Here is a 24067-nt window from a genome sequence, read left to right as displayed (position 1 = left end):
AAAAACCCCGTTCGGCCAAGCGAAAGGGGTTCCTTCACATCCTGACCTCTTTAGCGGTGAGTTTTACGTGGTCCGCAATCCGGTAACAAATCGCCCACGCGGCAGAATAGCTCCTGCCGAATCTTGTCCGTCCACATAGCGCCCAGAACGCCCGTTTTGCAACTCTTGACGTGGTCGGCGCGCGGCATTTTATGCAAAACGGGTGAGGGCGGCCTTGGGGTCCCCCAGAACTGCGGCAGGCCAGCCCCCCTCACAGGCTTGTGCACATCGGCGCGAAGAGGCTGTCTTGTTCTTGGCCTATGCCCTGTGATCAACTCGCCCACAGTCAGACCCGGAGGACAAACGTGCAGGACCCCATCGAACTCTACTACTGGCCCACGCCAAACGGCTGGAAGGTCTCCATCGCGCTAGAGGAGATGGGCCTGCCCTATCGCACCAGGCTGATCAACATCTCCAAGGGCGATCAGTTCGCGCCCGATTTTCTGAAGATCGCCCCCAACAACCGCATGCCCGCGATCATCGATCCCGCAGGGCCGGATGGCGCGCCGGTCTCGCTCTTTGAAAGCGGCGCGATCTTGCAATACCTCGCCCGCAAGACCGGGCGTTTCTATGGAAGCAGTGAGCGTGAGCGAATCGCGGTGGATCAATGGCTGATGTGGCAAATGGGCGGGGTCGGACCCATGGCGGGCCAGGCACATCATTTCCTGAAATACGCCCCCGAAGATCTGCCCTATGCCAAGGATCGCTACCGGTCCGAGGTCTCCCGCCTGTACGGCGTGCTGGACCGGCAGCTGGCCGAAAACGAATATGTGGCCGGATCAGAGTTCACCATTGCCGATATGGCGATCTGGCCCTGGGCGTCCCTGTGGGAGGGACAGGAGCAGGTGCTGACCGACAAACCACACCTGGCGCGCTGGCTCGACACCCTCTGGCAACGGTCCGGCGTGGTCGCGGGTCGCGCCCTTCATGCCGACCTGCGCGGAGATCGCTCGGACAGCAAGGCACAGGAAATCATCTTCGGGCTGCAAGACTGACGCCGCCATGGGGCTCATCCGCAGCGCGCCTTGCGCGCTGTCTGGCCCAAGGCTGTTTGCGGCTCATCTTGGATGAGCCGCACAGGCGCGGGAGCCCCTGCCCCTATTTGCCTCAGGACTCGGGGTTTTCATCCTCTTCGATCCCGTATTTCTGCAGCACCGCGCCTTGCGTCATGAAGAACAGGAACATCGCCACCGGCAGGCCGAAGGTCTTGAAATAGACCCAGGTATCCGTCGACAGGAACCGCCAGATCACCTCGTTGGCGACCGCAAGGCCCAGGAAAAAGGCACAGATCCGCCGCGTCAGGATCATCCAGCCTTCCTCTTCCATCGGCATGACCTCTTCCATCACCACTTTCAGCCAGCTCTGCCCACGCATCAGCCCCACCGCCAGCAGTCCGCCGAACAGAAGGTAGATCATCGTCGGCTTCATCTTGAAGAAGCGTTCGTCGTTGAACCAGACCGACAGGCCACCGAACAGCACCACCAGCACCAGCGTCGCCAGCTGCATCTTCGACAGATGCCCGGTCAGACGCCACAGCGCCGCGGTCGAGAGCATCATCAAGGGCACGAAGACCGCCGTCACAAGGATGAACCCCTTGTACTCCTGCCCGGCCAGCAGGAACACCTCGTCCTTCAGCTTCAGGTAGCCGATGAAAAACACCACGATGGGGCCGAACTCCAGCACCATCTTCAGCATCGGGTTGATCTTCTTGCCTGCCATGGGCGCTCCTATTTCAGTCTCCAGGCGGATCAGCCGCCCATTTCCACGATCACCGCGCCCAGCGCGATCAGCGCCATCAGCGCGATGCGCCGCGGGCCTACGGTTTCCTTCAGCACCAGCCAGCCAATGAGCGCGGCAAAGACGGTCGAGGTCTCCCGCAGCACCGCCGCTTCACCCACCTTGTCCAGCCGCGTTGCCAGCATCACCGCCCCAAAAGAGGCAAAGGCGACCAGCCCGCCAAAGACGCCCTTGACCAGCAAAGGCCCCGGCGCGGGCCGATGCGCCATGTTGCGCCAGCGCAGGTAGGCCACCGGCGGCATGACGATCCCGTCGATCATGAAGAACCACGCCAGAAAGGTGAAGGGATCCGCCGTCGCGCGAATGCCATAGGCGTCATATGTGGTGTAAAGCGCCACGAACAAGCCGGTCAGCACCGCCAGGCCCAGCGCCACCATCAAGGTATCGCGATTGGTTTCCAGGTAGCGGTAATTATAGGCGGCAAGGCCAAAGATCCCCATCAGAAGGACCGCAACACCCAGCCATTGCACCGCCGTGAAACTCTCGGAAAACAGGTAGTAGGCGCCGATCACCGTGAACAGCGGCCCCGTGCCGCGCACCACCGGGTAGACCACCGTGTAGCTGCCCTTGGTATAGGCCAGCGCCTGCAAGATCTTGTAGGCCACGTGAATGACCCAGACCACGGCAAAGATCGCCCACATATGCGGCTCGGGCCAGGGCACCACGAACAATGCAAAGGGCGCCGCCATCAGCGCATAGGAGGCATCGATCGCCCCGCGCGACAGCCAGGGATCGTGACGCCCCTTTTGCAGCGCGCCAAAGACCGCATGCAGGAAGGCCGCCATCAGCGCCAGCACCAGCGCCGCCTGATGGCCCGCCTCAGTGCCTTCCAGCGAGATCAGCCAATCGCTCATCGCCGCCACCCAGACGCGAAATGAGGGATCAAGACCGGTCCAACCCGGTCAGCGCCGCCGCGAATTCCTCGGGATCAAAAGGCGCAAGGTCATCGATCTGCTCGCCGACGCCGATGGCGTGGATTGGCAGGCCGAACTTATCCGCCAGCGCCACCAGAACACCGCCCTTGGCGGTGCCATCCAGTTTCGTCATCACCAGGCCCGACACATCCGCCAGCTTCTGGAAAGTCTCCACTTGGCTCAGCGCGTTCTGGCCGGTGGTGGCATCCAGCACCAAGAGCGTGTTGTGCGGCGCGCTGTCGTCCTTCTTGCGGATGACGCGGACGATCTTGGCCAGCTCTTCCATCAGGTCCGAGCGGTTCTGCAAGCGCCCGGCAGTGTCGATCAGCAACAGATCCGCACCGTCTGCCTCAGCCTTGGTCATGGCGTCAAAGGCAAGGCTGGCCGGATCGGAACCTTCCGGCGCGGTCAGCACCGGTACGCCCGCGCGATCCCCCCAGACCTGCAGCTGCTCTACCGCTGCTGCACGGAAGGTATCCCCTGCCGCGATCACGACGTTCTTGCCGGCTGCCTTGAACTGGCTGGCAAGCTTGCCGATGGTTGTGGTCTTGCCGGAACCATTGACGCCAACCACCAGCACAACCTGCGGACGCTTGGCATAGATCGGCAGCGGTTTGGCGACGGGTTCCATCACGCGCGCGATCTCGGCAGACAGCAACTCCTTGATTTCCTGGGTGGACAGGCGCTTGCCGAACCGCCCCTCGGCCATATTGGCCGTCACCCGAAGGGCCGTATCCACCCCCATGTCAGAGGCAATAAGCAGCTCTTCCAGCTGCTCCAGCATGTCGTCGTCCAAAGCCCTGCGCGGTGCCTCGCTGCTGGACCGTCCCATGAGACGCCCCAGAAGACCCGGCCCCTTGGCGGGTTTCTCTACCGCAGCCGGTTCGGGCGCGGGCACCGGTGTCTCTTTTTCGGAGATCTCAGCGACAGGGGGCGCAGCTTTCACAGGCTCCGGCGCGGGATCGGGCTGACGGATCTCTTCCGCAGGTGCCACATCCTTTTCCCCTTCCGCGACAATCGCATCCAGGCCGTCCTCCAGTTTCGAAGAGGACTTGAACAGCCGGTCCTTGAGCTTTGAGAAAAACGCCATCGGTGTCTCCGCAGTAGATCTGCCTCTCACCTAATGCGGATTGGCGCCGGTTGCAAAGCGGATGAGGCCAGGGAAATCACCAAAAGGCGAAGAAAAACCCGATCTGCGCGCCCCAATAGAGCGGCCAGACCGCATAGGGGGCGATCCGGCGCAAGGGATGCCCGTCTGGCAACACGAAATTCTCGAAGGCCAGAACCACATCCGAAACGATAAAGGCCAGGGCCGCAGGCAGCGCCCAGGCCAGCGCGCCCTCCATCGGCAGGGTCGCCGCCGCAGCCCCCATCGACAGGATGATCGGGATATAGGCCAGAACCGCGCCCTTCAGCGCGCCCGCACGCGGGGCCAGGACCCGCACCATGACAAGGCCAAGAACAGCCAGCCCCAAGACGACCCCCAGCCCCGGCATCTGGCCGAGGCGGGCGAATTCCCGGCCCGGCGTGGTCAGGAACAGACCCACATAGGCCAGGTGACCCGCGGCAAAGGCACCGACACCGGCCATGAAGGCGCCTTCGCCCTCGCGCGACAGGCAATAGTCCCCAATGGCACACAGCAGCAGACCAATTCCCAGCAGCAGCGGCGCATCAGACAGGACCGCCAGCAGCGCCAGCAAGGCAACCGATGCGGTTTTCAGCACAGAGCGCAACAGCCCCTCGGGCCGCGCCGTGAAGAACAGATAGGCAAAGGCACATCCCGCCGCCACAAGCAGTATCATTGCGTCCATCTGTCTCCTCCAGGCCACTGCTCCTGCGACCATGCTTGCCCGATCCCTGGTCATCGGTCAAAGGTGACCAAAGGAAAGTCGCCTTTGACCGGACAGCGCCCGTGACCTCGCTGTCTTCGAAGGGCCGCGATTGGAGACCGCCTCATGTTCTGGTTCGCAACCGCCAGTCTGCTCCCTCCGGTTCTGATCGGACTGGCTTGCATTTGGGGCGAGATATGGAGCTGGGGGGCGTTGGTCTCGGTCGCGTTCCTGGTGCTGCTGCTTGACCCTTTGGGACGGCAACTACAGCCAAGAAAAGCCGACCGTTCTGCCGACCTTCTGCAGATCACCCTGGCCCTGGCCCATTTCGCCCTGTTGCTGCCGGTGGCCACCGCCGCAGCCCGCATCGGCTGGGGGAATGCGATTCCGCTGATCCTGGCGCAGGGGCTGTTCATGGGGCAGATCTCGCATCCCAACGCGCATGAGCTGATCCACCGCCCGAACCGGATGCTGAGACGGCTGGGCGTGCTGCTCTATTCCAGCATGCTGATCGGCCACCACGCCTCGGCGCATTTGAAGGTACATCACGTGCATGTGGCGACGTCGCAGGATCCCAACACCGCCCGGCGGGGTGAAGGGTTCTACAAGTTCCTGCTGCGAGCCTGGTTCGGCTCGTTCCGTGCGGGGCTGGCTGCAGAGAACGCCGCGCACCGGCGCAAGGCCAAGCCCGCCGCCGCGCTCAGCCATCCCTACATGACCTATGGCGCCGTCGCCGCCTTTCTGATCATCGCCGTCGGCCATGTCGCGGGCGCCGGAGGGCTGGCTGCGTTCCTCTTTGCCGCCGGGCATGCGCAGATGCAGATCTTCCTGGCTGACTACGTGCAGCACTACGGGCTGGTGCGCGACAGGCAAAAGAACAACCGCCCCGTGCCAGTGGGTCCAGAGCATTCCTGGAACGCGCCGCATTGGTATTCCTCGGCCATGATGCTGAACGCACCGCGCCATTCGGATCACCACCTGACGCCCGCGCGCCGTTTCCCGGAACTGCAGTTGACGCCGCAGATGCCCACACTCCCCCATTCACTGCCGGTGATGGGAGCGATTGCGCTGATCCCGCCCCTGTGGCGGCACGTCATGGCACGGGAGTTGCGCGACCTTGACCGCAATCGCCCGGAAGGCTTGGCCTGAGCGCCTGATGTCTGGCACACTCTAAATCATGCGGATCCTGTCGATGATTCCCCTCTGCGCCCTCTTGGTGCTTCCCCTGGCCGGAGAAGCGGCGGAGCCCTTGGATGCGGAGGCCTTCGACCGCTACACAAAGGGCAAGACGCTGTTCTACGGCTTTGACGGCACCGCCTATGGGGTCGAACGCTACCTGCCGGGCCGCCGGGTGATCTGGTCCTTCATGGATGGCCGTTGCCAGGAGGGCTACTGGTATCAGCAGGCCGATCAGATCTGTTTTCTCTACGAAGACCGCAATGATCCGCAGTGCTGGCGTTTTTCCATGACCCCGAACGGGCTGAGCGCGCGGTTCCAGAACGATCCCGAAGCCACCGAACTCTATGAGGCCGAGGATATTGGCGAAGAGATGATCTGCCACGGCCCGGACGTGGGCGTCTGATCGCCCCTGCCGTTGCTCCCTTTAGAACAGCGACCCCTGCCCGCCCTCATCCAGTCCGGTCTTTGGCTTGGTTCTAGGTTTGGATTTGGGCTTGGGATCTGCGGCCCCCATCGCGGCTGCGGGTGCTAATGCGGCGCCCAGATCCAGCCTGCCATCGCTGAACTCGATCTGCAGCGGCCCGGCCTGTTGCGCCGCAGAGCGGGTGGTCACGACCATATCCCCCGCGCGCACCACCGCATAGCCGCGCGCCAGTGTGGCCTTGTAGCTGAGGATCTCCAGCTGCCGACCGGCGGCCGAAAGCTGCTGGCGCTGGCGCTCCAGCCGCTGGCGTTGCACCGCATCAAGCCGCTGGCCCAATTGCGCGATACGCTCTTTCTGGCGCTGCATATCCTGCTGGATGGGGCGCAGGGTCAGCCGCGACGACAGGTTGCGCAGGCGGTCCTTTCGCCCCTCGACCAATTGCCGCAGGGTCGATGGGCGCAGGGCGGCTGAAGCCTCGCTCAACTGCACCCGGCGGCGCTGCACCACCGAGGTCAGCGCCCGTGGCAGGCCATCGCTGGCCTGATCCAGCCGCTGGCGCGGCGTTTCCAGCAGCGTTTCGGGACGCGGCAAGGCCCGGGACAGATCATTCAGCCGCTGGCGGCGCTGCTGCACCGCCTGCCCGGCGGCTCGCGCCAGCCGCGCGCCCTGGTTTTCGCTCCAGGCCAGAAGATCAAGCCGCACCGGCACGGCAAGTTCCGCCGCCGCAGTCGGCGTTGGTGCGCGCCGATCGGAGACAAAATCGATCAGTGTCGTATCCGTCTCATGTCCCACGGCGGAAATCAGCGGGATATCCGAGGCTGCCGCAGCGCGAGCGACACTTTCCTCGTTGAAGCCCCAAAGATCCTCGATCGAGCCGCCGCCCCGTGCCACGATGATCAGGTCCGGGCGCGGCAGGGCACCGCCCGGTGTGAGCCGGTTGAACCCTTCGATGGCGCGGGCCACCTCGGGGGCGCAGTTGCTACCCTGAACCGCAACCGGCCAGACCAAAACCTTGCGCGGAAACCGATCCCGCAGCCGGTGCAGAATATCGCGGATCACCGCACCCGAGGGCGAGGTCACAACCCCGATGATCTGCGGCAGATAGGGCAGCGGTTTCTTGCGTTCGGGCGCGAACAGGCCTTCGGCCTCAAGCTGTTTCTTGCGCTTTTCGAGCAAGGCCATCAGCGCGCCCTGACCCGCGACCGCAACCTCTTCCACGTTCATGTTGTATTTGGACTGCGCACCAAAGGCGGTAAGGCGCCCGGTGACCACCACCTCCAGCCCCTCTTCCGGGACCACCGACAGACCCGCGACCTGCCCCTTCCAGGTGGTGCAGGCCAGCACGCTGCGGTCATCCTTGACGTCGTAGTAAAGATGCCCCGAGCGCGCCTTGAAGACCCGCCCCACCTCGCCGCGCACCCGGATGCGCCCGAATGTGCTTTCCAGCGTGCGCTTCACCTCGCCCGAGATCTCGGAGACGGTGAATTCCGGCGCGTTCTGGCCGGGGGCGGGATCGTCGATCAGGTCAGACATCGGCTGCTCGTTCTGGTCTTGCTTTGGACAGGGTGCAGTGGCTGCGCGCCTGCGACCAAGCGGTTCTTGTTTTACAGGCCCGCGCAGCATAGAAGGCGCGACAAGCATGGCAAGCCCCCGGCGCCGGTCCATCGGCCTCGCGCATCGGAGCCCCTGCCGCAGGACAAGACACGCCCCGAACGCCGGGGCGGGCAGATCGGAGACAGTGCGATGAATATCCTTATCCTTGGCAGCGGCGGGCGCGAACATGCTCTGGCCTGGGCGGTGATGCAGAACCCCAAGTGCGACAAGCTGATCGTGGCCCCCGGCAATGCGGGTATCGCGCAGATCGCCGATTGCGCCAGCCTTGATATCGAACAGGGCGGCGCCGTGGTGACCTTTGCCGAGGAAAACGCCATCGATTTCGTCATCATTGGCCCCGAGGCGCCGCTGGCCGCTGGCGTTGCTGACCGGCTGCGCGAGGCAGGCATTCTGGTCTTCGGCCCTTCGGAAGCGGCGGCAAGGCTGGAAGCCTCCAAAAGCTTCACCAAGGAGATCTGCGATGCAGCCAAGGCGCCCACCGCCGCCTATGGGCATTTCACTGATGCGGATGACGCCAAGGACTATGTGCGCCAGCAGGGCGCGCCCATCGTGGTCAAGGCGGATGGCCTGGCCGCAGGCAAGGGCGTGATCGTTGCAATGGACGAGGCAACCGCGCTTGAGGCCATCGACGACATGTTCGGCGGCAGCTTCGGCGGTGCGGGCGCCGAAGTGGTGATCGAGGAATTCATGGAGGGCGAAGAAGCCTCCCTGTTCGTGCTGGTGGATGGCGAAGAGGTGCTGTCGATCGGCACCGCCCAGGACCACAAGCGCGTCGGCGAAGGCGACACCGGTCTCAACACCGGCGGCATGGGCGCCTATTCCCCGGCGCCGGTCCTGTCGGCCGAGATCGAAGCCCGCGCCATGGAAGAAATCATCAAGCCGACCATGGCGGAAATGGCCAAGCGCGGCGCGCCTTACCAGGGCGTCCTATATGCGGGCCTGATGATCAAGGACGGCCAGCCGCGCCTGGTCGAGTACAACGTGCGCTTTGGCGATCCCGAGTGCCAGGTGCTGATGATGCGCCTTGGCGCGCAGGCGCTGGACCTGATGCATGCCGCCGCCGAAGGGCGCCTGGGCGAGGCTCAGGTGAACTGGGGTGACGATCACGCCATCACTGTGGTCATGGCCGCCAAGGGCTATCCCGGTTCCTATCAGAAAGGCACCGAGATCCAGGGCCTTGAGGCCCTGCCCGAAGACAGCAGCAATATGGTGTTCCACGCGGGCACAAAGGCCGAGGGCGGCAAGATCCTCGCCAATGGCGGCCGGGTGCTGAACGTCACCGCCCGCGGCGAAACCCTGGCCGAAGCGCATGAACGCGCCTATGCCATGGTGGAGCGGATCGACTGGGCGGATGGCTTCTTCCGCCGCGACATCGGCTGGCGTGCCCTGAAGTAGGCGCCTGAGCCCGCCGATCTTTGACACCTGCACCTGCGAAAGGGCCATCGCGATGATATTGCGGGAAAAACCGGGGCTTTGGGCGCTGATCTTTGCGATGCAGGGATCGGTCCTGCCCCGGATCCTGCCGCGCATCCTGGCCGTGTCGGCCCTGGCGGCTGCGGTGGTCTGGGTGGATGGTCACATCTATTCCCTGCCCCATACCAATGCCGCGCCCTTTGCCGTCTTCGGGGTCGCCCTGTCGCTGTTTCTCGGATTTCGCAACAATGCCGCCTATGATCGCTGGTGGGAGGGCCGCCGCCTGTGGGGGCAGCTTGTCGCGGATCTGCGCACCCTTGGCCGCGAGGCAGAGATTTTTTTGCCGGACCGCCGCGACAGGCACCGGCTGCTGCGCCTCGCGCTCGGATTTCTGCACCTGCACCGGATCAACCTGCGAAAGTCGCGGGATTTCGCCAAAGCCGCGGAATGGGCCGGGCAGGATTTCTCTGCTGCGCCACATCCCCCCTGCGCCGCCTTGAACGAGATGGCCAGCATGGTTGGCAACACGGCCCCCGATGGATTTGCCCGCAAGGCACTGTCCGAGCGGCTCGCCGCGATCACCCTGGCACAGGCAGGCTGCGAACGCATCGCCAGCACGCCGCTGCCCTATGTCTATTCGCTCTTGGTGTTTCGCACCACCTACCTTTACTGCCTGCTCATTCCCTTTGCCCTGCTCGAAGGGGCTGGCTGGATGACACCCGTCTTTGTCGCCATTGTGGCCTATGTCTTTTTCGGCCTTGCAGAGGTCACCGAAGAGCTGTCGGATCCCTTTGCCGAAACCGCAAACGGGCTGCCGCTGGATGCCCTCTGCCGGACGGTCGAGATTTCCCTCTCTGCGCATCTGGACCTGCCGCCGCCGCCACCGATGGCGCCTCAGGCCTTTGTATTGAGCTAGCTCAGACCCCTGCCGATCCGAACCGTCGGATATTCATAAGTGTTTTCACGGCCCTTGCCGTAGGCTACTACGTTCGCCAAGCCTTGGAGGCAAAATGGACAATTACCCGGACCAAGCCGCTCTGGACCAGCTTTATGCCGACCGTGACCTGGCACAGCTCGCCTTTGAATTCTCACCCGTCGGCATCGTGGTGACGGAAAACCGCGTGCTGCGCGAGTGCAATCAGCGCTTCTGCGAAATGTTCGGCTATGCCCGCGAAGAGATGTTGGACCGGCTGTTTGCCTTTCTCTATCCGTCGGACGAGGAATTTCAAAATCTGCGCAACCGCGGGGATACCAGCCTCGGCCAGGGCAATCCTTACTGGGACGAACGGGTGATGAAGCGCAAGACGGGCGAATTGTTCTGGGTGCGCGTGCGCGGCCACACCTTCACGCCCGACGAGCCCCTGGGGCGCGCGGTCTGGAGTTTCGCCGATCTGTCGGGCGTGCGCCCCTATCAGCCGCTGACCCGGCGCGAGCGCGAGGTCTATTCGCTGTTGCGCGAGGGCAAGACCAGCAAGGAAATCGCGCGGATCCTAGACCTCAGCTATCGCACGGTAGAGGTGCATCGGGCGCGCCTGCTGAAAAAGGTTGGCGCCAACAATACCGCCAGCCTGTTTTCCTCGCTTGGCGATATCGGCGGCGACCACGTGGTGCGCAGCAATAGCCCGTGATGATCAGATGAGAGTGGAACGCCTGAACCCGGAGGAGCCGCGCCTTGAGGCGGTTCTGGATCTGATCCGGAGCAGCTTTGCCTTCATGGAGGGGCGTATCGATCCGCCCTCTTCGATGCGGGATCTGACGCCACAGAGCCTGGCCGAACAGTGCCGCAAGGGCGAAATCTGGGTCATTGGCACGCCGCCTCTGGCCTGCATGTTCCTGACACCGAAACAGGACTGCCTTTATCTGGGCAAACTGGCGGTGGCCGAAAGCAGTCGCGGCATGGGTCTTGCCCGCAGCCTGATCGATCATGCCCTGCGCCGCGCACGGGATCTGGGATTGCCCGCGGTTGAGCTGCAGACCCGCGTGGAACTAGTGGAGAACCACGCAGCCTTTGCCCGGCTGGGGTTCGTGCAAACAGGCAGCACCGCGCATCCCGGCTTTGATCGGCCGACCTCGCTGGTGTTTCGCCGGTCTGCCTGAAGATCGAAAAAGCCCTCCCGCCCGCTGCGCGGCCTTCAAAGAAGGCGCTTGGCCGTTGGGCCAGGCGCCGCGCTGCGCGCGGCACTTCAGCGGTCCGCCGCTGCTGTATCACATTAGGCGCAGTTCAAGGCCCTGGTGACCGAACTGCTGTCGACAAAGCCGCCAATTGCCCTCGTCTTGATCCCCGAAGCCGTCAGGCGCGTGGCCATCACCCGCGACCAATTGGCATCGACGGTGACAAGCTCCACCCCCTCGCCGCAGTCGCGAATGCCGGAGGTGATGAAATCCTGACCGATCCGGTGGTTGGTCAGCCCGGCCAAGCTGGCGACGGCCTCCAGTGCCCCATCCTTGAAACGCCAGATGCGCAGGGTCTTGGCCAGATGGGGACGGTCGATATAGGCCAGTTCCACATATCCGTCGCCGTCCAGGTCCGCAGCTCCGATCGGAGCCAGCCAGCGATTGCGCTGGCCTATATGCGGCGTCTCGGCGATCTTGCCCTCTGCCCCATAAAGCGCCAAAGCTGCGCCCAGACCCATATCCGTCTCAACGACCATAGCCGCATCCGGGCGCCCATCCAGATCCAGATCCACCGGACGCGGGGCCAGATCCTCGAACACATGGTCCACAGGCAGATCGATCTTGAACTGACGTATCGCCCCATCGGATCCGCTCAGGCGCAAGGACAGACCGGTCCATTCAACCGCGTCGCCAAGCACCGCATGGGCATAGCGCGTGGTCGGGCCGTAAAAGCTGGCTTCCGTGAGCGCGACAGCGGCTCTCGAACGGTCTTGGGCGTCCGTCTGCGCCTCGACAGGCGCGCCCGGAACCGCCAGCCACAGGCACATCGCCTGCGCGGCGCGGCGCAAGGAACGCGGCCAGAAAGCAGTCGGTCGACGCCGCGCCCCCTGACCCCGCAGAGCCATCAGATCTGCTTTTCAGGCAGCTGCACGATCAGACCGTCCATCGCGTCCGTCACCTTCAGCTGACAGGTCAGGCGCGAGCGGGCCGGATCGGGCTCATAGGCGAAATCCAGCATATCCTCTTCCATGTCATCCTTGGCGGGCAGTTTCTCGACCCAATCGGGATGGATATAGACGTGGCATGTGGAACAGGCACAAGCGCCGCCACAATCCGCCTCGATCCCCGGGATATTGTTGTCCCGAGCGCCTTCCATCACGGTCAGCCCGTTGGCCACCTCGACAACATGCTCGGTGCCATTGTGTTCGACATAGGTGATCTTTGCCATGGTCGCGTCTTCCCTTTTTCGGTACTTGCAAGCCTGTTTAGCCAAGCCCCCGTCGCTGTGCCAGCCCAATCTATGCAACCTTGCGTCCCGGCTGGACACCCTCGCCATTTGTTCTACTTTTGTTCCAGTTGAGATTTCTGGATGCCAAAGATGAACCGCAAGCCTGCCCCCTCCCGCACTCCGCCCAGCTGCCTGACCTCCGACCGGTTGCAGCAACGCCCCGAGAACGCCCGTGTCTGCGTGGCCGGGCTGGTCATCCTGCGGCAGCGGCCCGGCACCGCAAGGGGGGTGATCTTCATCACGCTGGAGGATGAAACCGGCGTGGTGAACGTGATCGTCTGGCGCAACATATACGAGGCTTACAGGCGCGCCGTGATTTCCGGACGCCTCCTGCGGATCACCGGACGGCTGCAGCGGAGCCATTCGGTCACCCATGTGATCGCGGAAACCATCGAGGATATATCCGGCATGCTGGACCTGTTGCTTGTGCCGCAAGGGCGCAGCAAAGATCCGGCCTTTGCGCCCCTAGCAAAAATACACTAGCCTGCCGCAAAACCCGCCGGTCTGACCAAAAGACCACAAGAGGTGCGCGCATATGAGCAGCCGATCCACCTTCCCGTTCCGCGCCGCCGCCCTGGCCCTGCTGGTGGCCTTGACCGCCTGTACCGCCCCTTCCGAAAGCGACCGTCCCCTCGCGCCGACGGCCCCGCCGGGCGCCGAGCCGGGCAGTTGCTGGGATCGCCACATCAGCCCGGCGGTCATTGAGACGGTGACTGTCCAGGTCCTGGTCGAGCCGGAGCTGCGCGCGCCCGATGGGCAGATCCTGCAGCCCGCCGTCTTTCGCACCGAAACCCGCCAGGACATCGTGCGCCCGCGCAGCCAGACCTGGCTGCAGATCACCTGCCCGGTGGATATGACACCGGATTTCATCGCCTCCCTGCAACGCGCCCTTGCGGTGCGCGGCGACTACACCGGCGCCATTACCGGCTCACTGGATCGCCCGACCCGCCAGGCCATCCTGCGCTACCAGCGCCGCTATGGGCTGGAAAGCCAGCTGCTCTCTCTCGAAAGCGCCCGCCGCCTGGGGCTGATCTCCGTTGCAAACTAGCGCCAGCAACAGCCCCCCGACGCATATGCCACGCCCCTTCTCCCCGGTTCACCCAGCCCGGCGGCTCTGCTAGGGTCCAGCCGGAAACACAGACCGGCCCACAGGCGCTGTGGGCAAATGCGCTCTGGAGCACGATAGATCATGGAACATGACCGCCTGCCGGATACCGGCTTTCTTTCCGGAGCTTCGGCTCCGCTGCGGCAGATGCTGGAAAGCCAAGCCAGTGATATCCGCCTGTCCCAGGGCGAAACCCTGTTCGAACAGGGCGACACCGGAGGTGCGCTCTATGCCATTGTCGAAGGCGCGCTGGAATTCTCCATCCTGTCGGTCGCCGGGCGCAAGCTGACGCTGGACCTGATGCGCCCCGGCGCCATCTTTGGAGAGATTGCCCTCTTCGACCCCGGTGAGCGCACCGCCACGGTGACCGCGACAGAACCCAGCCGCCTGCGCCGCCTGCGCAACCGCGATATTCTCGGCCAGATCGAACGGCACCCGGAACTTGCCGGAGACCTGCTGCGGCTTGCCGGGCAACGCATGCGCTGGATGAGCGCGCAATTGAACGAACAGGTCTTCCTGCCCATGCCGGTGCGCCTGGCGCGCAAGCTGCTGTACCTCACACCGGAAGGCGGCAATGGTCGGCTGGGTCTGTCACAAAGCGAGTTGGCGGAGTTTGTCGGTGCCACCCGCGAGGCCGTCTCCAAGACGCTGTCGCATTGGAAACGATCCGGCATCATCGAGATCAACCGTGGCGCGCTGCAAATCATCGACCGCAAGGCCCTTGGTCTCTTGGCGGAGCCGGAACTGCTCTGATCGCTGAAGCGCGGTTGGCAGGATGTCTCACCACCTTCACGATGTCTGACGCCCAGGATTTCTGACGCCTATGTGAACTGGATCACAGAAACGTGTACCCGTAGCTGTCATGGTCACTCACAGGTCAGGCATTTATCGTTCCATCCCAATGCCTGACCCATTTATCAAGAGCCATGTGCCCGCCAGCGCATGGCTCTTTTCCTGTCCGCCTGTCCCTCTTTTCCTGCCTGCCCCTCCCAACGGAAAAAGGCCGGGACATCGCCCGGCCTTTTCCTGAATTCACCCACGTGCGGGCGTGACCTGATCGCTCATTCGGTGAGGTTCAGGGCCACAAAGCGCGGCTCGCCACTGCGGCGCACCAGAAGAAGCAGAGACTTGCGCCCGGCCTCTTTGGCCTCCGCGATGCGGGCCTCAAGATCGCCGATTCCGGACAGTTTCTGCTGACCGGCTTCGGTGATCACATCCCCTGCCCGCAGGCCCTTTTCCCAGGCTTCGGAGGTCTCGTCCACAGAGAGGATCACCAGACCGTCCGTGCCCTCGGGCACGTTCAACTCGCCGCGCAGCTCGTCGGTCAGGATGCCAACGGAAAGGCCGAGAAGCTGTTTCTCGGTCTGCTCGGGCGCGCTTTTGTCATCGTCCGAGCGCCCGGCCTGACGTTCCGCATCCTCACGCCGCCCCAGGACGACCTTCAGCGTTTCGGTCTTGCCTTCGCGGTAGACCACAACCCGTACCGTCTTGCCGACCTCGGCATTGCCGACGCTGCGCACCAGCCCGCGGGTGTCATCCACCACGGCGCCATCAAAGCTGAGGATCACGTCGCCCGCCAGCATGCCGGCCTCCTTGGCCGGACCTTCGGGCACATCGGTGACCAGGGCGCCCTTGGCGGCTTCCAGGCCCATGGCCTCGGCCACGTCATCGGTCACATCCTGGATACGCACACCCAACCAGCCGCGACGGGTCTCGCCGTATTCCTTCAACTGATCGACCACCTTGCTGACCACGTTGGAGGCCATGGAAAAGCCGATCCCGATCGAGCCGCCATTGGGCGACAGGATCGCGGTGTTCACGCCGACAACCTCGCCATCCATGTTGAACAGCGGCCCGCCCGAGTTGCCCCGGTTGATGGCCGCATCGGTCTGGATGTAATCGTCATAAGAGCCGGACAGTTCCCGGTTGCGCGCCGAGACGATCCCGGCAGAGAGCGAGAACCCCTGTCCCAGCGGATTGCCCATGGCGATGACCCAATCACCCACACGGGCGGTGTCGCTGTCGCCGAAGGTGACGAATTTCAACGGCATCGGGGCATCGACCTTCAGAAGGGCGATATCGGTGGTGGGATCGGTGCCAATGACCTTGGCCGGCAACAGTTCCGCAGGCTGACCATCGCCCGGGAAGAATTCGATCTCGATCTCGTCGGCCTCTTTGATCACGTGATCATTGGTGACGATATAGCCATCCTCGGAAATCACGAAACCGGACCCCAGCGCAGACGAACGGCGCGGGCGTTCAGGGGCGCCATTGCCATTGCGATCCTGGAACTCGCGGAAGAAATCCTCGAACGGGGATCCCTCGGGCACGATACCCTGCGGGCCGGTGCGGCCCTCGATCACCGTTGTCGTCGTGATATTCACCACCGCCGGGCTGACCTTTTCCGCCAGGGGCGCCAGGCTTTCGGGGCGGGCCTGAGCCATCAGAGCCTGCGCCAAAACCATAACGCTGCTGATCAGGGCCAGCATGAACAGACGCCAAGGGGCGTCCTGCCTGCTTTCCGAGTCAAAATAAGAAATTGCCTGTGACTGCACGGCACTACTCCTTGTTGTCGCCATTCCGGTCATCGCCATTCCGGTTTCTCCTCCTGGCCTGTCGCTGTGGTTCTGCGGGAAGGGCAGAACTGCAGACTGCACCTAATGTAGGCGCTTCCCTGCGTGCTGCAATGAATGTTGCACGTCTTCAAATCGATGTGAAATCCATTGTCGCCTCTGGCGCCCGCTTTTCTGGTGCTTTTGAAACGCGAAAGGGGCCGACACTCAGGTCGGCCCCTTCCAGATGTCAATAAACCTGGCTGTGCGGTTACCGCGAGGCAGACACCCCGGTCGAGGACTTCAGGTAGTTGAAGAACTCGGAATCCGGCGACAGCACGAGGGAAGAATTGCCCTGCTGCATCGAGCGCGCATAGGCGGTCAGGCTGCGATAGAAGTCAAAGAATTCAGGGTCGCGGCCATAGGCTTCGGCAAAGATGCGGTTACGTTCAGCGTCCGCTTCACCACGAATGATCTCTGCTTCGCGTTCCGCTTCGGAAACCAGTTCCACCTCGGTCCGGTCGGCCTGGGCGCGAACCCGCTGGGCGGCTTCCTCACCACGGGCGATCTCGTCGGCGGCCTCCCGCTCACGCTCGGCGCGCATCCGCGCAAAGGTGGCTTCGAGGTTGGCCTGCGGCAGGTCGGTGCGCTTCAGACGCACGTCGATCACCTCGATGCCGAACCCGCTGGCCTCGCTGATGGCGCCATTGCGGATCCGCAGCATCAGTGCGGCCCGATCCGAGGACAGGATATCATTGGAGCTGACCGAACCAAGCACCTCTCGCGTTTGAGCGCGCATGATCTTGTCCAGGCGGTTCTCCGCACCCGGAATACCGGAGGCACCCACCGCTTCGCGGAACTGGCGCAGATCGGTGATCCGGTAGCGGGCGAAGGCATCGACCACCAGGCGGCGATCATCCTCGGGGGTGACTTCCAGCGGACCGACCTCAAGGCTGAGGATCCGGTCGTCATAGCGCACCACCTCATCGATCACCGGCAGCTTGAAGGCAAGACCGGGCTGTTCCTGAACCGCAACCACACGGCCAAAGCGCAGGACCAGCGCCTTTTGGCGTTCATCCACGATGAAGATCGCAGAGAGGGCCGCGACGACCGCCACGACAAGAAGCGGGATAATAAGGGTCGACTTGTTCATCGGTTGCCCTCCGTCCGGCGCAATTCGTTGAGCGGCAGATAGGGCACGACACCCTGGCCGCCCTCACCGGTGGACTGGTCGATGATCACCTTGTCCACATTGCCCAGAACCTCTTCCATGGTTTCCAGGTAAAGACGCTTGCGGGTCACTTCCGGCGCCTTTTCGTATTCTTCCAGAACCGCCGAGAAACGGCTGGCCTCACCACGCGCCTGGTTCACGACCTGGGCGCGATAGGCTTCGGCCTCTTCCAGGGTCTGGGCCGACTGACCACGCGCGGCCGCCAGTTTGCGGTTGGCATAGGCATCGGCCTGCTTTTCAAGACGGTCACGTTCCTGACCGGCGGATTGCACTTCGCGGAAGGCATCCTTCACCGGTTCGGGCGGGTCGGCCTGGTCGAAGTTGACGCGCACGATGTTCACGCCGCTGTCATAGCTGTCGAGCGTCTCCTGGATCAGCTCTTCCAGCCGCGCGGTGATCACGCCACGATCCCGGTTCAGGATCGGCGCCAGTTCCGACTGTGCGATGATTTCGCGCATGGCCGATTCCGCAACCGCCTGGATCGTGGCCTGCGGATCGCGCAGGTTGAACAGGAAATTGGCCGGATCATTGATGTTCCAGACCACCTGGAAATCGACGTCGATGATGTTTTCATCGCCGGTCAGCATCAGGCCTGCATCCACGCCGCGCGTGCCGGATCCGATATTCTCGGTCTGCTCGACAAGAACCGGGATCACCTCGTAGGTGACAAAGGGCCAGGGGGCAAAGTTCAGACCCGGCTGGCCGGTGTCGTGATATTCGCCCAGGAACAGCTCGACCGAGCGTTCTTCGGTCTTCACCGAGTAAAAGCTGGCCATCCCCCAGAGGATCGCAGCCGCAACCGCGCCGATGGCCAGGGTGCCCTTGGTGAATAAGGGCGCGCCGCCGCCGCCAGAGCCGCCACGACCACCGCCACCGGTGCCATTGCCGCCCCGACCGCCCATCAGGACGCGGAATTGCTCCTGCCCTTTTTTCAAGAGCTCGTCGATCTCGGGAATCTGGGGATCCTCGGGGCGTCGGCCACCGCCGCCACCGCCATTGTTGTCTCCCCGGTTGCCTCCGCCACCGCCGGAAGAGCCTCCGCCCCCCCAGGGACCACCGCTATTGCCAGCCATATGTCTCCTATCCCTTTACTGCCGCAGCTTCGCGGCAAGAGTTTTACTGTGCCCTAACCTGTAGCTTTTGGCCGGTTTTTCAAGCCGTCCGCACAGGTGTTTTCATCGTTACCAGTTCCTCGGACATGGTCGGGTGTACCGCCACGGTCCGGTCAAAGTCTTCCTTGGTTGCGCCCATCTTGACCGCAATGCCCGCCAGCTGGATCATCTCGCCCGCGCCCGGTGCGACGATATGGCATCCCAGCACCTTGCGGCTGGCCTTGCTGACGATCAGCTTCATCAGGACCCGCTGGGCACGCCCGGCAAAGGCCTGCTGCATCGGCTTGAAGGAGGTGGCATAAACCTCGATCGGCTCCTGCTTGGCGGCCTCTTCCTCGCTCAGACCCACGGTGCCCATTTCCGGCTGGGTGAAGATCGCCGTCGGGATCAGGTCGTGATCGGGGCTGGTGGGGTTGCCGTTGAACACGGTCTCCACAAAGGCCATGCCTTCGCGGATCGCGACCGGCGTCAAGTTCACCCGGTCGGTCACATCGCCGATGGCATAGACCGAAGGCATGCCGGTCTGGCTGTATTTGTCCACGACGATTTCGCCCTTGCGGCCGCGTTCGATCCCCAGATCCTCAAGCCCGAGATCATCCGCATTGGGGGCGCGGCCGGTGGCATACATCACCTGATCAAACAGCGCCTCGTCGCCATTGGTGGCCTTGACGCGGATCTTGTCCCCCTCGCTGGTCATCTCGATCACATTGGTGCCCAGGTGTAGATCGATGCCGGACTGGCACATTTCCTCGGACACGAGGCCGCGCGCCTCGTCATCAAAACCGCGCAGGATCTGCGCACCGCGGTAGTATTGCGTGGTCTTCACACCCAGCCCGTTCATGATCCCGGCAAATTCGCAGGCAATATAGCCCCCGCCGACGATCAGGATGCTTTCGGGCAGTTTCTCAAGGTGGAAGATGTCGTTCGAGGTGATCGCCAGATCGCTGCCGGGGAACTCGGGCACGATGGGGCGGCCGCCGGTGGCGATCAGGATATGCTTGGCGCTCTTGCGGCTGCCGTCCGACAGTTCGACCGTATGGGCATCCAAGAGTTTGGCGCGCGCATCAAAGCTTTCGACGCCGCTGTTCTTCAGCAGGTTCCGGTAGATACCTTCCAGCCGATCCAGCTCGGCTTCCAGCTTGCCCTTGAAGGCACCCCAGTCAAAGGCGCCCGGCTGGATGTCCCAGCCATAGGCCTGGGCATCCTCGACCATGCCGGAATACTCGCTGGCAAAGACCATCAGTTTCTTCGGCACGCAGCCCCGGATCACGCAGGTGCCGCCATAGCGGTCTTCCTCGGCCAGGGCGACCTTGGCACCACCCGCTGCCGCAACCCGCGCCGCGCGCACGCCGCCGGAGCCGCCGCCAATGACAAAGAGATCGTAATCAAAGCTCATGAAACTGCTGCCTTCTCAGTCCGCAAGGTCGGTGAACAGATTGTCGGTTTCGACGAAATCCAGCTTGTCCTGCTCCACCGTGCCTTCGTTTATGTCTCGTGTTTCAACCGTGCCATCGCCGTAGCCGATGATGACGGTGTCACAGATATCGATGAAGAGACCGTTTTCAACCACGCCCGGGATCTGGTTCAAGACCATCGCCAGCTGGCGCGCATTGCCGATCCGCTTCAGATGCAGGTCCAGAATGTAATTGCCCTCATCGGTGACAAAGGGCGCATCGCCATTCATCCGCAGGGTCGCGCTTCGGCCCAGAACATCCATGGAAACAAGGGTTTCCTCGATCATGGCCTGTGTGGTCTGCCAGCCAAAGGGAATGATCTCCACCGGCAGGGGAAAGGCACCCAGGGTTTCCACCTCCTTGCCCGCATCGGCGATAACAACCATTTGATCAGAGGCGGTGGCGACGATCTTCTCCTGCAAGAGCGCACCGCCGCCGCCCTTGATCAGGTTGAGATCCTCGTCGAACTCATCGGCGCCATCGATGGTGAGATCCAGCCACTTGGCCTCGTCCAGAGAGATCACGGAGATCCCCACCTCGCGCGCCAGTTCCGCGGTGCGGCTCGAAGTCGGCACTGCGGTGAACCTCAGCCCCTGTTCACGCACCATCTCGCCCAGGCATCGCACCAGCCAGGCGGCCGTCGAGCCGGTCCCCAGGCCGACGCGCATGCCATCCTCGACCATATCGGCCGCCCGCTTGGCGGCAACGAACTTGGCCTTGTCGATGGGAGAGAGGTCCCCGGTCATGTCATCGGCTCCGAACAAGAGGTTTGCAGGCCTTATAAGCAAAGCCGCGCGCAACTGCGAGGGACAATTGAAACCTCACAGTAGATCGCCGGTTCACCCCGCTTGCAGGTTGCGGATGACACGGGCCATCAGGACCAGGAACTGCTGGCGGTCCTTGGCGGTCAGCCCGGCCAGGGCCGTGTCGTTGACACCCGCCGCGGCCGCAATCGCGGCCTCCTGCAAGGCCTCTGCCTTGGCGGTGAGGCAGATCATCTTTGAGCGTTTGTCGGTTTGTGAGGGGCGTTTTTCGATCAGCCCATCCCGCTCCATCCGGGCAAGCGTATTGGCCATGGTCGCCTGTTCCACCGCAAGGGCCGCCGTCAGATCCGCCTGGGTGCGCTCATCCCCTTGCCACAATTCCAGCAGAACCATGAATTGCGCAGGCGCAATCCCCAGAGACGCGATCTTGCGGTGCAGCGTTGATGCAAACAGCCGCGCCATGTGATTGGCCAGAAACCCGGCCGAGCTTTGCTTGAAATCGGACATAGCGACAGAAAGCACTTGAATAGCATGCTGTGCAACTCCATTTCAATAGCATGCTATCTACATTCAGGAGCCCTCATGAAAACTCGCATCCACGCCGCAGCCGGATCCATCGCCCTTGTGACCATCTCCGGCTTCTGGCTCTCCACGCTGATCTCCGAACTGTTTCTGAGCCAGGCCGCCATAACGACCGTGAAGACAGCCGTTCTATACGGAATGATCCTGCTGATCCCGGCCCTGGCCACGACAGGCGTCACCGGGGCCGCGCTTGGCAAGGGCATGAAACTGCCACAGGTCCAGGCCAAGACAAGGCGCATGAAGCTCATCGCCCTGAACGGCCTGGGGATCCTCCTGCCCAGCGCCATCTTTCTGGCGATGAAGGCACAGGCGGGGTCATTTGAAGGGCTGTTCTATGCCGTGCAGCTGCTGGAACTCTGCGCCGGAGCCCTCAACATCACGCTACTGTCGCTCAACATGCGGGACGGGATCGCCCTGTCGCGCCGCCGCAAGGCAGCCATGGCACGCTAGACCGGTTCGGGATCACCAAGGCGTGTTTCCTATTGGAAACGCCGGAAACGGACACTACCCATATCGGGGAGACACTTAGAGTGACCCCATGACACCGATCTATCGCCTGCACTACGCCCCGGACAACGCCTCGCTGATCATCCGCCTGGCGCTGGAGGAGCTTGATCAACCCTTTGAAACGGTTCTGGTCGACCGCCGCGGTGGCGCATTGGACAGCCCCGGCTACCGGGCCCTGAACCCGCAGGGGCTGATCCCGGTGCTGGAAACCCCGGATGGCCCGATGTTTGAAACCGCAGCCATCCTGCTGTGGCTGGGAGATCGCCATGGCTCAGTGCTGCCCGATGCGACCAGCCGGGATCGGGCCTGGTGCCTCAAGTGGCTGTTCTTCCTCTCCAATACCCTGCATGCGGATCTGAGGATCCTGTTCTATCCAAAGAAATATATGGGGCCGGATCCCGCCCGGCAGGAGGATCTGCGCCAGGGGGTGACAGCGCGGCTTGTCACCCATCTTGCAACCATCGAAGCCGCCGCCGCCGAGAACACGCCTTGGCTGGCCGGTGACAGGCCGTCGGCACTGGACCTGTACCTGGCCTGCATGATGCGCTGGATGGCGCTGTATCCAGAGGGACGCGACCGCAGCTGGTTCGATCTGGCCGCAACTCCCCGGCTCAAGGACATGCTCACGCGTCTGGAGCAACGCCCCTCTGTTGCTCTCGCACAAGCCGCAGAAGGGTTGGGGGATACGCCCTTCACCCAACCTGTGTATGCAAACCCTCCCGAAGGATCGGCCACCTGAATGTTCCTCTCCGTATTTGATATGTTCAAAGTGGGCATCGGCCCGTCGTCCTCTCATACCATGGGGCCGATGGTGGCCGCGGCGCGGTTTCTCGACATGATGCGTGCCGCCCCCTTCGCTTTTCATGGGCTGCGCGCGTCGCTGCATGGCTCGCTCGCCTTTACCGGGGTGGGCCACGCGACCGACCGCGCCACCATCCTGGGCCTCGCCGGGTTCACGCCCGACAGCTATGACGACGACAAGGCCAAAGCTGCCCTGACCGCCATAGAAGAGACAAAGACCATCGCACCCGAGGGGCTGGGGCAGCTGCAGTTTGACCCCAAGGCGGACCTGATCTTCGACTATGATCACGCCCTGCCCGGCCATGCCAACGGCATGATCCTGATGGGCACCGATGCACAGGGCGACGTGATCCTGCAGCAGGTCTTCTACTCGGTCGGCGGCGGCTTCGTGCTGACCGAAGAGGAGCTGGCCGCAGGCAAGGCCACCGATGAGGGCGCCCCGGTCCCCTACCCGTTCAAATCCGCCGCCGAAATGCTGGAGATGTCCAGGACAAGCGGCAAGAGCGTCGCCGCCATGAAACGCGCCAACGAGATCTCGCGCTCCAGCGCGATCGACCTGACCAACGGCACCGCGCGGATCTGGCAGGTGATGAACGACTGTATCGACCGCGGTCTGGACCGGGACGGCCTTCTGCCCGGTGGCCTCAGCATCCGCCGCCGCGCCAAGGGTATCCATCAGGCGCTCCTGGCCGAACGCGGCATGAATCTCTCGGCACCGCATACGATCAACGACTGGATCAGCGTCTACGCCATGGCCGTGAACGAGGAAAACGCCGCCGGTGGTCAAGTGGTGACCGCCCCCACAAACGGCGCGGCAGGCGTTCTGCCGGCAGTGCTGCGCTACTATCTGGATCACGTCCCCGGCGCGACCGAGCGCAATATCGAGGATTTCCTGCTCACCGCCGCCGCGATTGGCGGGCTGGTGAAGTTCAACGCCTCCATTTCAGGCGCCGAAGCAGGCTGCCAGGCCGAGGTCGGCTCTGCCGCCGCCATGGCTGCGGCAGGCCTTTGCGCCATTCTGGGTGGCAGCCCGGAGCAGGTGGAAAACGCCGCTGAAATCGCGCTGGAGCATCACCTTGGCATGACCTGCGATCCGGTCAAGGGCCTGGTGCAGGTGCCTTGTATCGAGCGCAATGGATTGGGCGCGATCAAGGCGGTCTCGGCGGCCTCGCTGGCCCTGCGTGGCGACGGGCAGCATTTCGTGCCGCTGGATGCCTGCATCGAGACCATGCGCCAGACCGGCGCCGATATGAATGAGAAGTACAAGGAAACCTCGCTCGGGGGGCTTGCGGTCAACGTGCCCAATTGTTGAGCGACAGGCATTCCTGACCTTGTCCTTGTCTTGGC

General features: G+C 63.3%; 26 protein-coding genes and 1 riboswitch. Of the genes, 13 read left to right on the top strand and 13 right to left on the bottom strand.

What is annotated here, in order from left to right:
• Window positions 1-29 precede the first annotated feature (29 nt).
• Window positions 30-108, bottom strand: a riboswitch (SAM riboswitch).
• 236 nt (window positions 109-344) lie between these two features.
• On the top strand, window positions 345-1034 hold the full coding sequence (locus PXK07_RS01985; RefSeq protein ID WP_274846513.1) for a glutathione S-transferase N-terminal domain-containing protein: 690 nt from the start codon (window positions 345-347) through the stop codon (window positions 1032-1034).
• Between the two features lie 112 nt (window positions 1035-1146).
• On the opposite strand, the gene PXK07_RS01980 is transcribed toward PXK07_RS01985, so the two are convergent.
• The 4 genes from PXK07_RS01980 to PXK07_RS01965 form a co-directional block, all read right to left on the bottom strand.
• Window positions 1147-1758, bottom strand: coding sequence for an inner membrane-spanning protein YciB (locus PXK07_RS01980; RefSeq protein ID WP_274846512.1), 612 nt, complete (start codon window positions 1756-1758; stop codon window positions 1147-1149).
• 29 nt (window positions 1759-1787) lie between these two features.
• Entirely contained in the window at window positions 1788-2690 is a 903-nt protein-coding gene (locus PXK07_RS01975; protein WP_274846511.1) for a DMT family transporter, read from the bottom strand.
• A gap of 28 nt (window positions 2691-2718) precedes the next feature.
• Window positions 2719-3840: a signal recognition particle-docking protein FtsY gene (gene ftsY / locus PXK07_RS01970; protein WP_274846510.1), complete on the bottom strand. Its 1122-nt coding sequence runs from the start codon at window positions 3838-3840 to the stop codon at window positions 2719-2721.
• 76 nt (window positions 3841-3916) lie between these two features.
• Window positions 3917-4561, bottom strand: coding sequence for a lysoplasmalogenase (locus PXK07_RS01965; protein WP_274846509.1), 645 nt, complete (start codon window positions 4559-4561; stop codon window positions 3917-3919).
• A gap of 144 nt (window positions 4562-4705) precedes the next feature.
• On the opposite strand from PXK07_RS01965, the gene PXK07_RS01960 reads away from it, so the two are divergent.
• Together PXK07_RS01960 and PXK07_RS01955 are read left to right on the top strand one after the other, a co-directional pair.
• Entirely contained in the window at window positions 4706-5728 is a 1023-nt protein-coding gene (locus PXK07_RS01960) for an alkane 1-monooxygenase (RefSeq protein WP_274846508.1), read from the top strand.
• A 43-nt stretch (window positions 5729-5771) separates the two neighbouring features.
• Window positions 5772-6161 carry a hypothetical protein gene (locus PXK07_RS01955; protein WP_274846507.1) on the top strand — a complete coding sequence of 130 codons (390 nt, stop codon included), beginning with the start codon at window positions 5772-5774 and terminating at the stop codon, window positions 6159-6161.
• A gap of 21 nt (window positions 6162-6182) precedes the next feature.
• Here PXK07_RS01955 and xseA read toward each other — a convergent pair whose 3' ends face one another.
• Window positions 6183-7715, bottom strand: coding sequence for an exodeoxyribonuclease VII large subunit (xseA, locus tag PXK07_RS01950; protein WP_274846506.1), 1533 nt, complete (start codon window positions 7713-7715; stop codon window positions 6183-6185).
• 210 nt (window positions 7716-7925) lie between these two features.
• Here xseA and purD point away from each other — a divergent pair, with 210 nt between their 5' ends.
• The 4 genes from purD to PXK07_RS01930 all read left to right on the top strand — a co-directional run bounded on the left by purD (window position 7926) and on the right by PXK07_RS01930 (window position 11306).
• Window positions 7926-9191, top strand: a complete 1266-nt coding sequence (gene purD / locus PXK07_RS01945; RefSeq protein WP_274846505.1) for a phosphoribosylamine--glycine ligase — start codon at window positions 7926-7928, stop codon at window positions 9189-9191.
• Window positions 9192-9243: 52 nt separating this feature from the next.
• Window positions 9244-10125 carry a bestrophin family protein gene (locus PXK07_RS01940; RefSeq protein ID WP_274846504.1) on the top strand — a complete coding sequence of 294 codons (882 nt, stop codon included), beginning with the start codon at window positions 9244-9246 and terminating at the stop codon, window positions 10123-10125.
• Window positions 10126-10219: 94 nt separating this feature from the next.
• Window positions 10220-10837 (top strand): LuxR C-terminal-related transcriptional regulator, encoded by a 618-nt coding sequence (locus PXK07_RS01935; RefSeq protein WP_274846503.1) that lies wholly within the window; start codon window positions 10220-10222, stop codon window positions 10835-10837.
• A gap of 7 nt (window positions 10838-10844) precedes the next feature.
• Complete coding sequence (locus PXK07_RS01930; RefSeq protein WP_274846502.1) at window positions 10845-11306, top strand: GNAT family N-acetyltransferase; 462 nt, start codon at window positions 10845-10847, stop codon at window positions 11304-11306.
• Between the two features lie 113 nt (window positions 11307-11419).
• On the opposite strand, the gene PXK07_RS01925 is transcribed toward PXK07_RS01930, so the two are convergent.
• Both PXK07_RS01925 and PXK07_RS01920 read right to left on the bottom strand, forming a co-directional pair.
• The gene (locus PXK07_RS01925) at window positions 11420-12229 is read right to left on the bottom strand and encodes an FG-GAP repeat domain-containing protein (protein WP_274846501.1); all 810 of its coding nucleotides are present in this window, start codon (window positions 12227-12229) and stop codon (window positions 11420-11422) included.
• Window positions 12229-12552: a 2Fe-2S iron-sulfur cluster-binding protein gene (locus PXK07_RS01920; protein WP_274846500.1), complete on the bottom strand. Its 324-nt coding sequence runs from the start codon at window positions 12550-12552 to the stop codon at window positions 12229-12231. Before PXK07_RS01920 ends, PXK07_RS01925 begins: the two co-directional genes overlap by 1 nt.
• 141 nt (window positions 12553-12693) lie before the next feature.
• Here PXK07_RS01920 and PXK07_RS01915 point away from each other — a divergent pair, with 141 nt between their 5' ends.
• The 3 genes from PXK07_RS01915 to PXK07_RS01905 all read left to right on the top strand — a co-directional run bounded on the left by PXK07_RS01915 (window position 12694) and on the right by PXK07_RS01905 (window position 14470).
• Window positions 12694-13095 carry an OB-fold nucleic acid binding domain-containing protein gene (locus PXK07_RS01915; protein ID WP_274846499.1) on the top strand — a complete coding sequence of 134 codons (402 nt, stop codon included), beginning with the start codon at window positions 12694-12696 and terminating at the stop codon, window positions 13093-13095.
• A gap of 52 nt (window positions 13096-13147) precedes the next feature.
• The gene (locus tag PXK07_RS01910; RefSeq protein ID WP_274846498.1) at window positions 13148-13660 is read left to right on the top strand and encodes a peptidoglycan-binding domain-containing protein; all 513 of its coding nucleotides are present in this window, start codon (window positions 13148-13150) and stop codon (window positions 13658-13660) included.
• A gap of 141 nt (window positions 13661-13801) precedes the next feature.
• The gene (locus tag PXK07_RS01905; protein WP_274846497.1) at window positions 13802-14470 is read left to right on the top strand and encodes a Crp/Fnr family transcriptional regulator; all 669 of its coding nucleotides are present in this window, start codon (window positions 13802-13804) and stop codon (window positions 14468-14470) included.
• Window positions 14471-14778: 308 nt separating this feature from the next.
• On the opposite strand, the gene PXK07_RS01900 is transcribed toward PXK07_RS01905, so the two are convergent.
• The 6 genes from PXK07_RS01900 to PXK07_RS01875 form a co-directional block, all read right to left on the bottom strand.
• Window positions 14779-16206 (bottom strand): Do family serine endopeptidase, encoded by a 1428-nt coding sequence (locus tag PXK07_RS01900; RefSeq protein ID WP_274846496.1) that lies wholly within the window; start codon window positions 16204-16206, stop codon window positions 14779-14781.
• Between the two features lie 334 nt (window positions 16207-16540).
• Window positions 16541-17422: a protease modulator HflC gene (gene hflC, locus PXK07_RS01895; protein WP_274846495.1), complete on the bottom strand. Its 882-nt coding sequence runs from the start codon at window positions 17420-17422 to the stop codon at window positions 16541-16543.
• Entirely contained in the window at window positions 17419-18573 is a 1155-nt protein-coding gene (gene hflK / locus PXK07_RS01890; RefSeq protein ID WP_274846494.1) for an FtsH protease activity modulator HflK, read from the bottom strand. The genes hflC and hflK overlap by 4 nt, the downstream gene beginning before the upstream one ends.
• A gap of 79 nt (window positions 18574-18652) precedes the next feature.
• Entirely contained in the window at window positions 18653-20008 is a 1356-nt protein-coding gene (gor, locus tag PXK07_RS01885) for a glutathione-disulfide reductase (protein WP_274846493.1), read from the bottom strand.
• A gap of 15 nt (window positions 20009-20023) precedes the next feature.
• A complete protein-coding gene (gene rpiA, locus PXK07_RS01880; RefSeq protein ID WP_274846492.1) occupies window positions 20024-20812 on the bottom strand; it encodes a ribose-5-phosphate isomerase RpiA in 789 nt (262 codons plus the stop codon).
• 93 nt (window positions 20813-20905) lie between these two features.
• Complete coding sequence (locus PXK07_RS01875) at window positions 20906-21337, bottom strand: MarR family winged helix-turn-helix transcriptional regulator (RefSeq protein WP_274846491.1); 432 nt, start codon at window positions 21335-21337, stop codon at window positions 20906-20908.
• A 75-nt stretch (window positions 21338-21412) separates the two neighbouring features.
• Here PXK07_RS01875 and PXK07_RS01870 point away from each other — a divergent pair, with 75 nt between their 5' ends.
• The 3 genes from PXK07_RS01870 to PXK07_RS01860 all read left to right on the top strand — a co-directional run bounded on the left by PXK07_RS01870 (window position 21413) and on the right by PXK07_RS01860 (window position 24032).
• A complete protein-coding gene (locus PXK07_RS01870) occupies window positions 21413-21862 on the top strand; it encodes a hypothetical protein (RefSeq protein WP_274846490.1) in 450 nt (149 codons plus the stop codon).
• An 88-nt stretch (window positions 21863-21950) separates the two neighbouring features.
• Window positions 21951-22658, top strand: a complete 708-nt coding sequence (locus tag PXK07_RS01865; protein ID WP_274846489.1) for a glutathione S-transferase family protein — start codon at window positions 21951-21953, stop codon at window positions 22656-22658.
• A complete protein-coding gene (locus PXK07_RS01860) occupies window positions 22659-24032 on the top strand; it encodes an L-serine ammonia-lyase (RefSeq protein ID WP_274846488.1) in 1374 nt (457 codons plus the stop codon).
• Window positions 24033-24067: the final 35 nt, after the last annotated feature.

The organism is Phaeobacter sp. QD34_24 (genome assembly GCF_028890115.1).
In the GTDB taxonomy this organism is placed as follows: domain Bacteria; phylum Pseudomonadota; class Alphaproteobacteria; order Rhodobacterales; family Rhodobacteraceae; genus Phycobacter.
The sequence above is the reverse complement of the archived record's forward strand: the minus strand, read 5'-3'. Positions and strand labels throughout refer to the sequence as shown.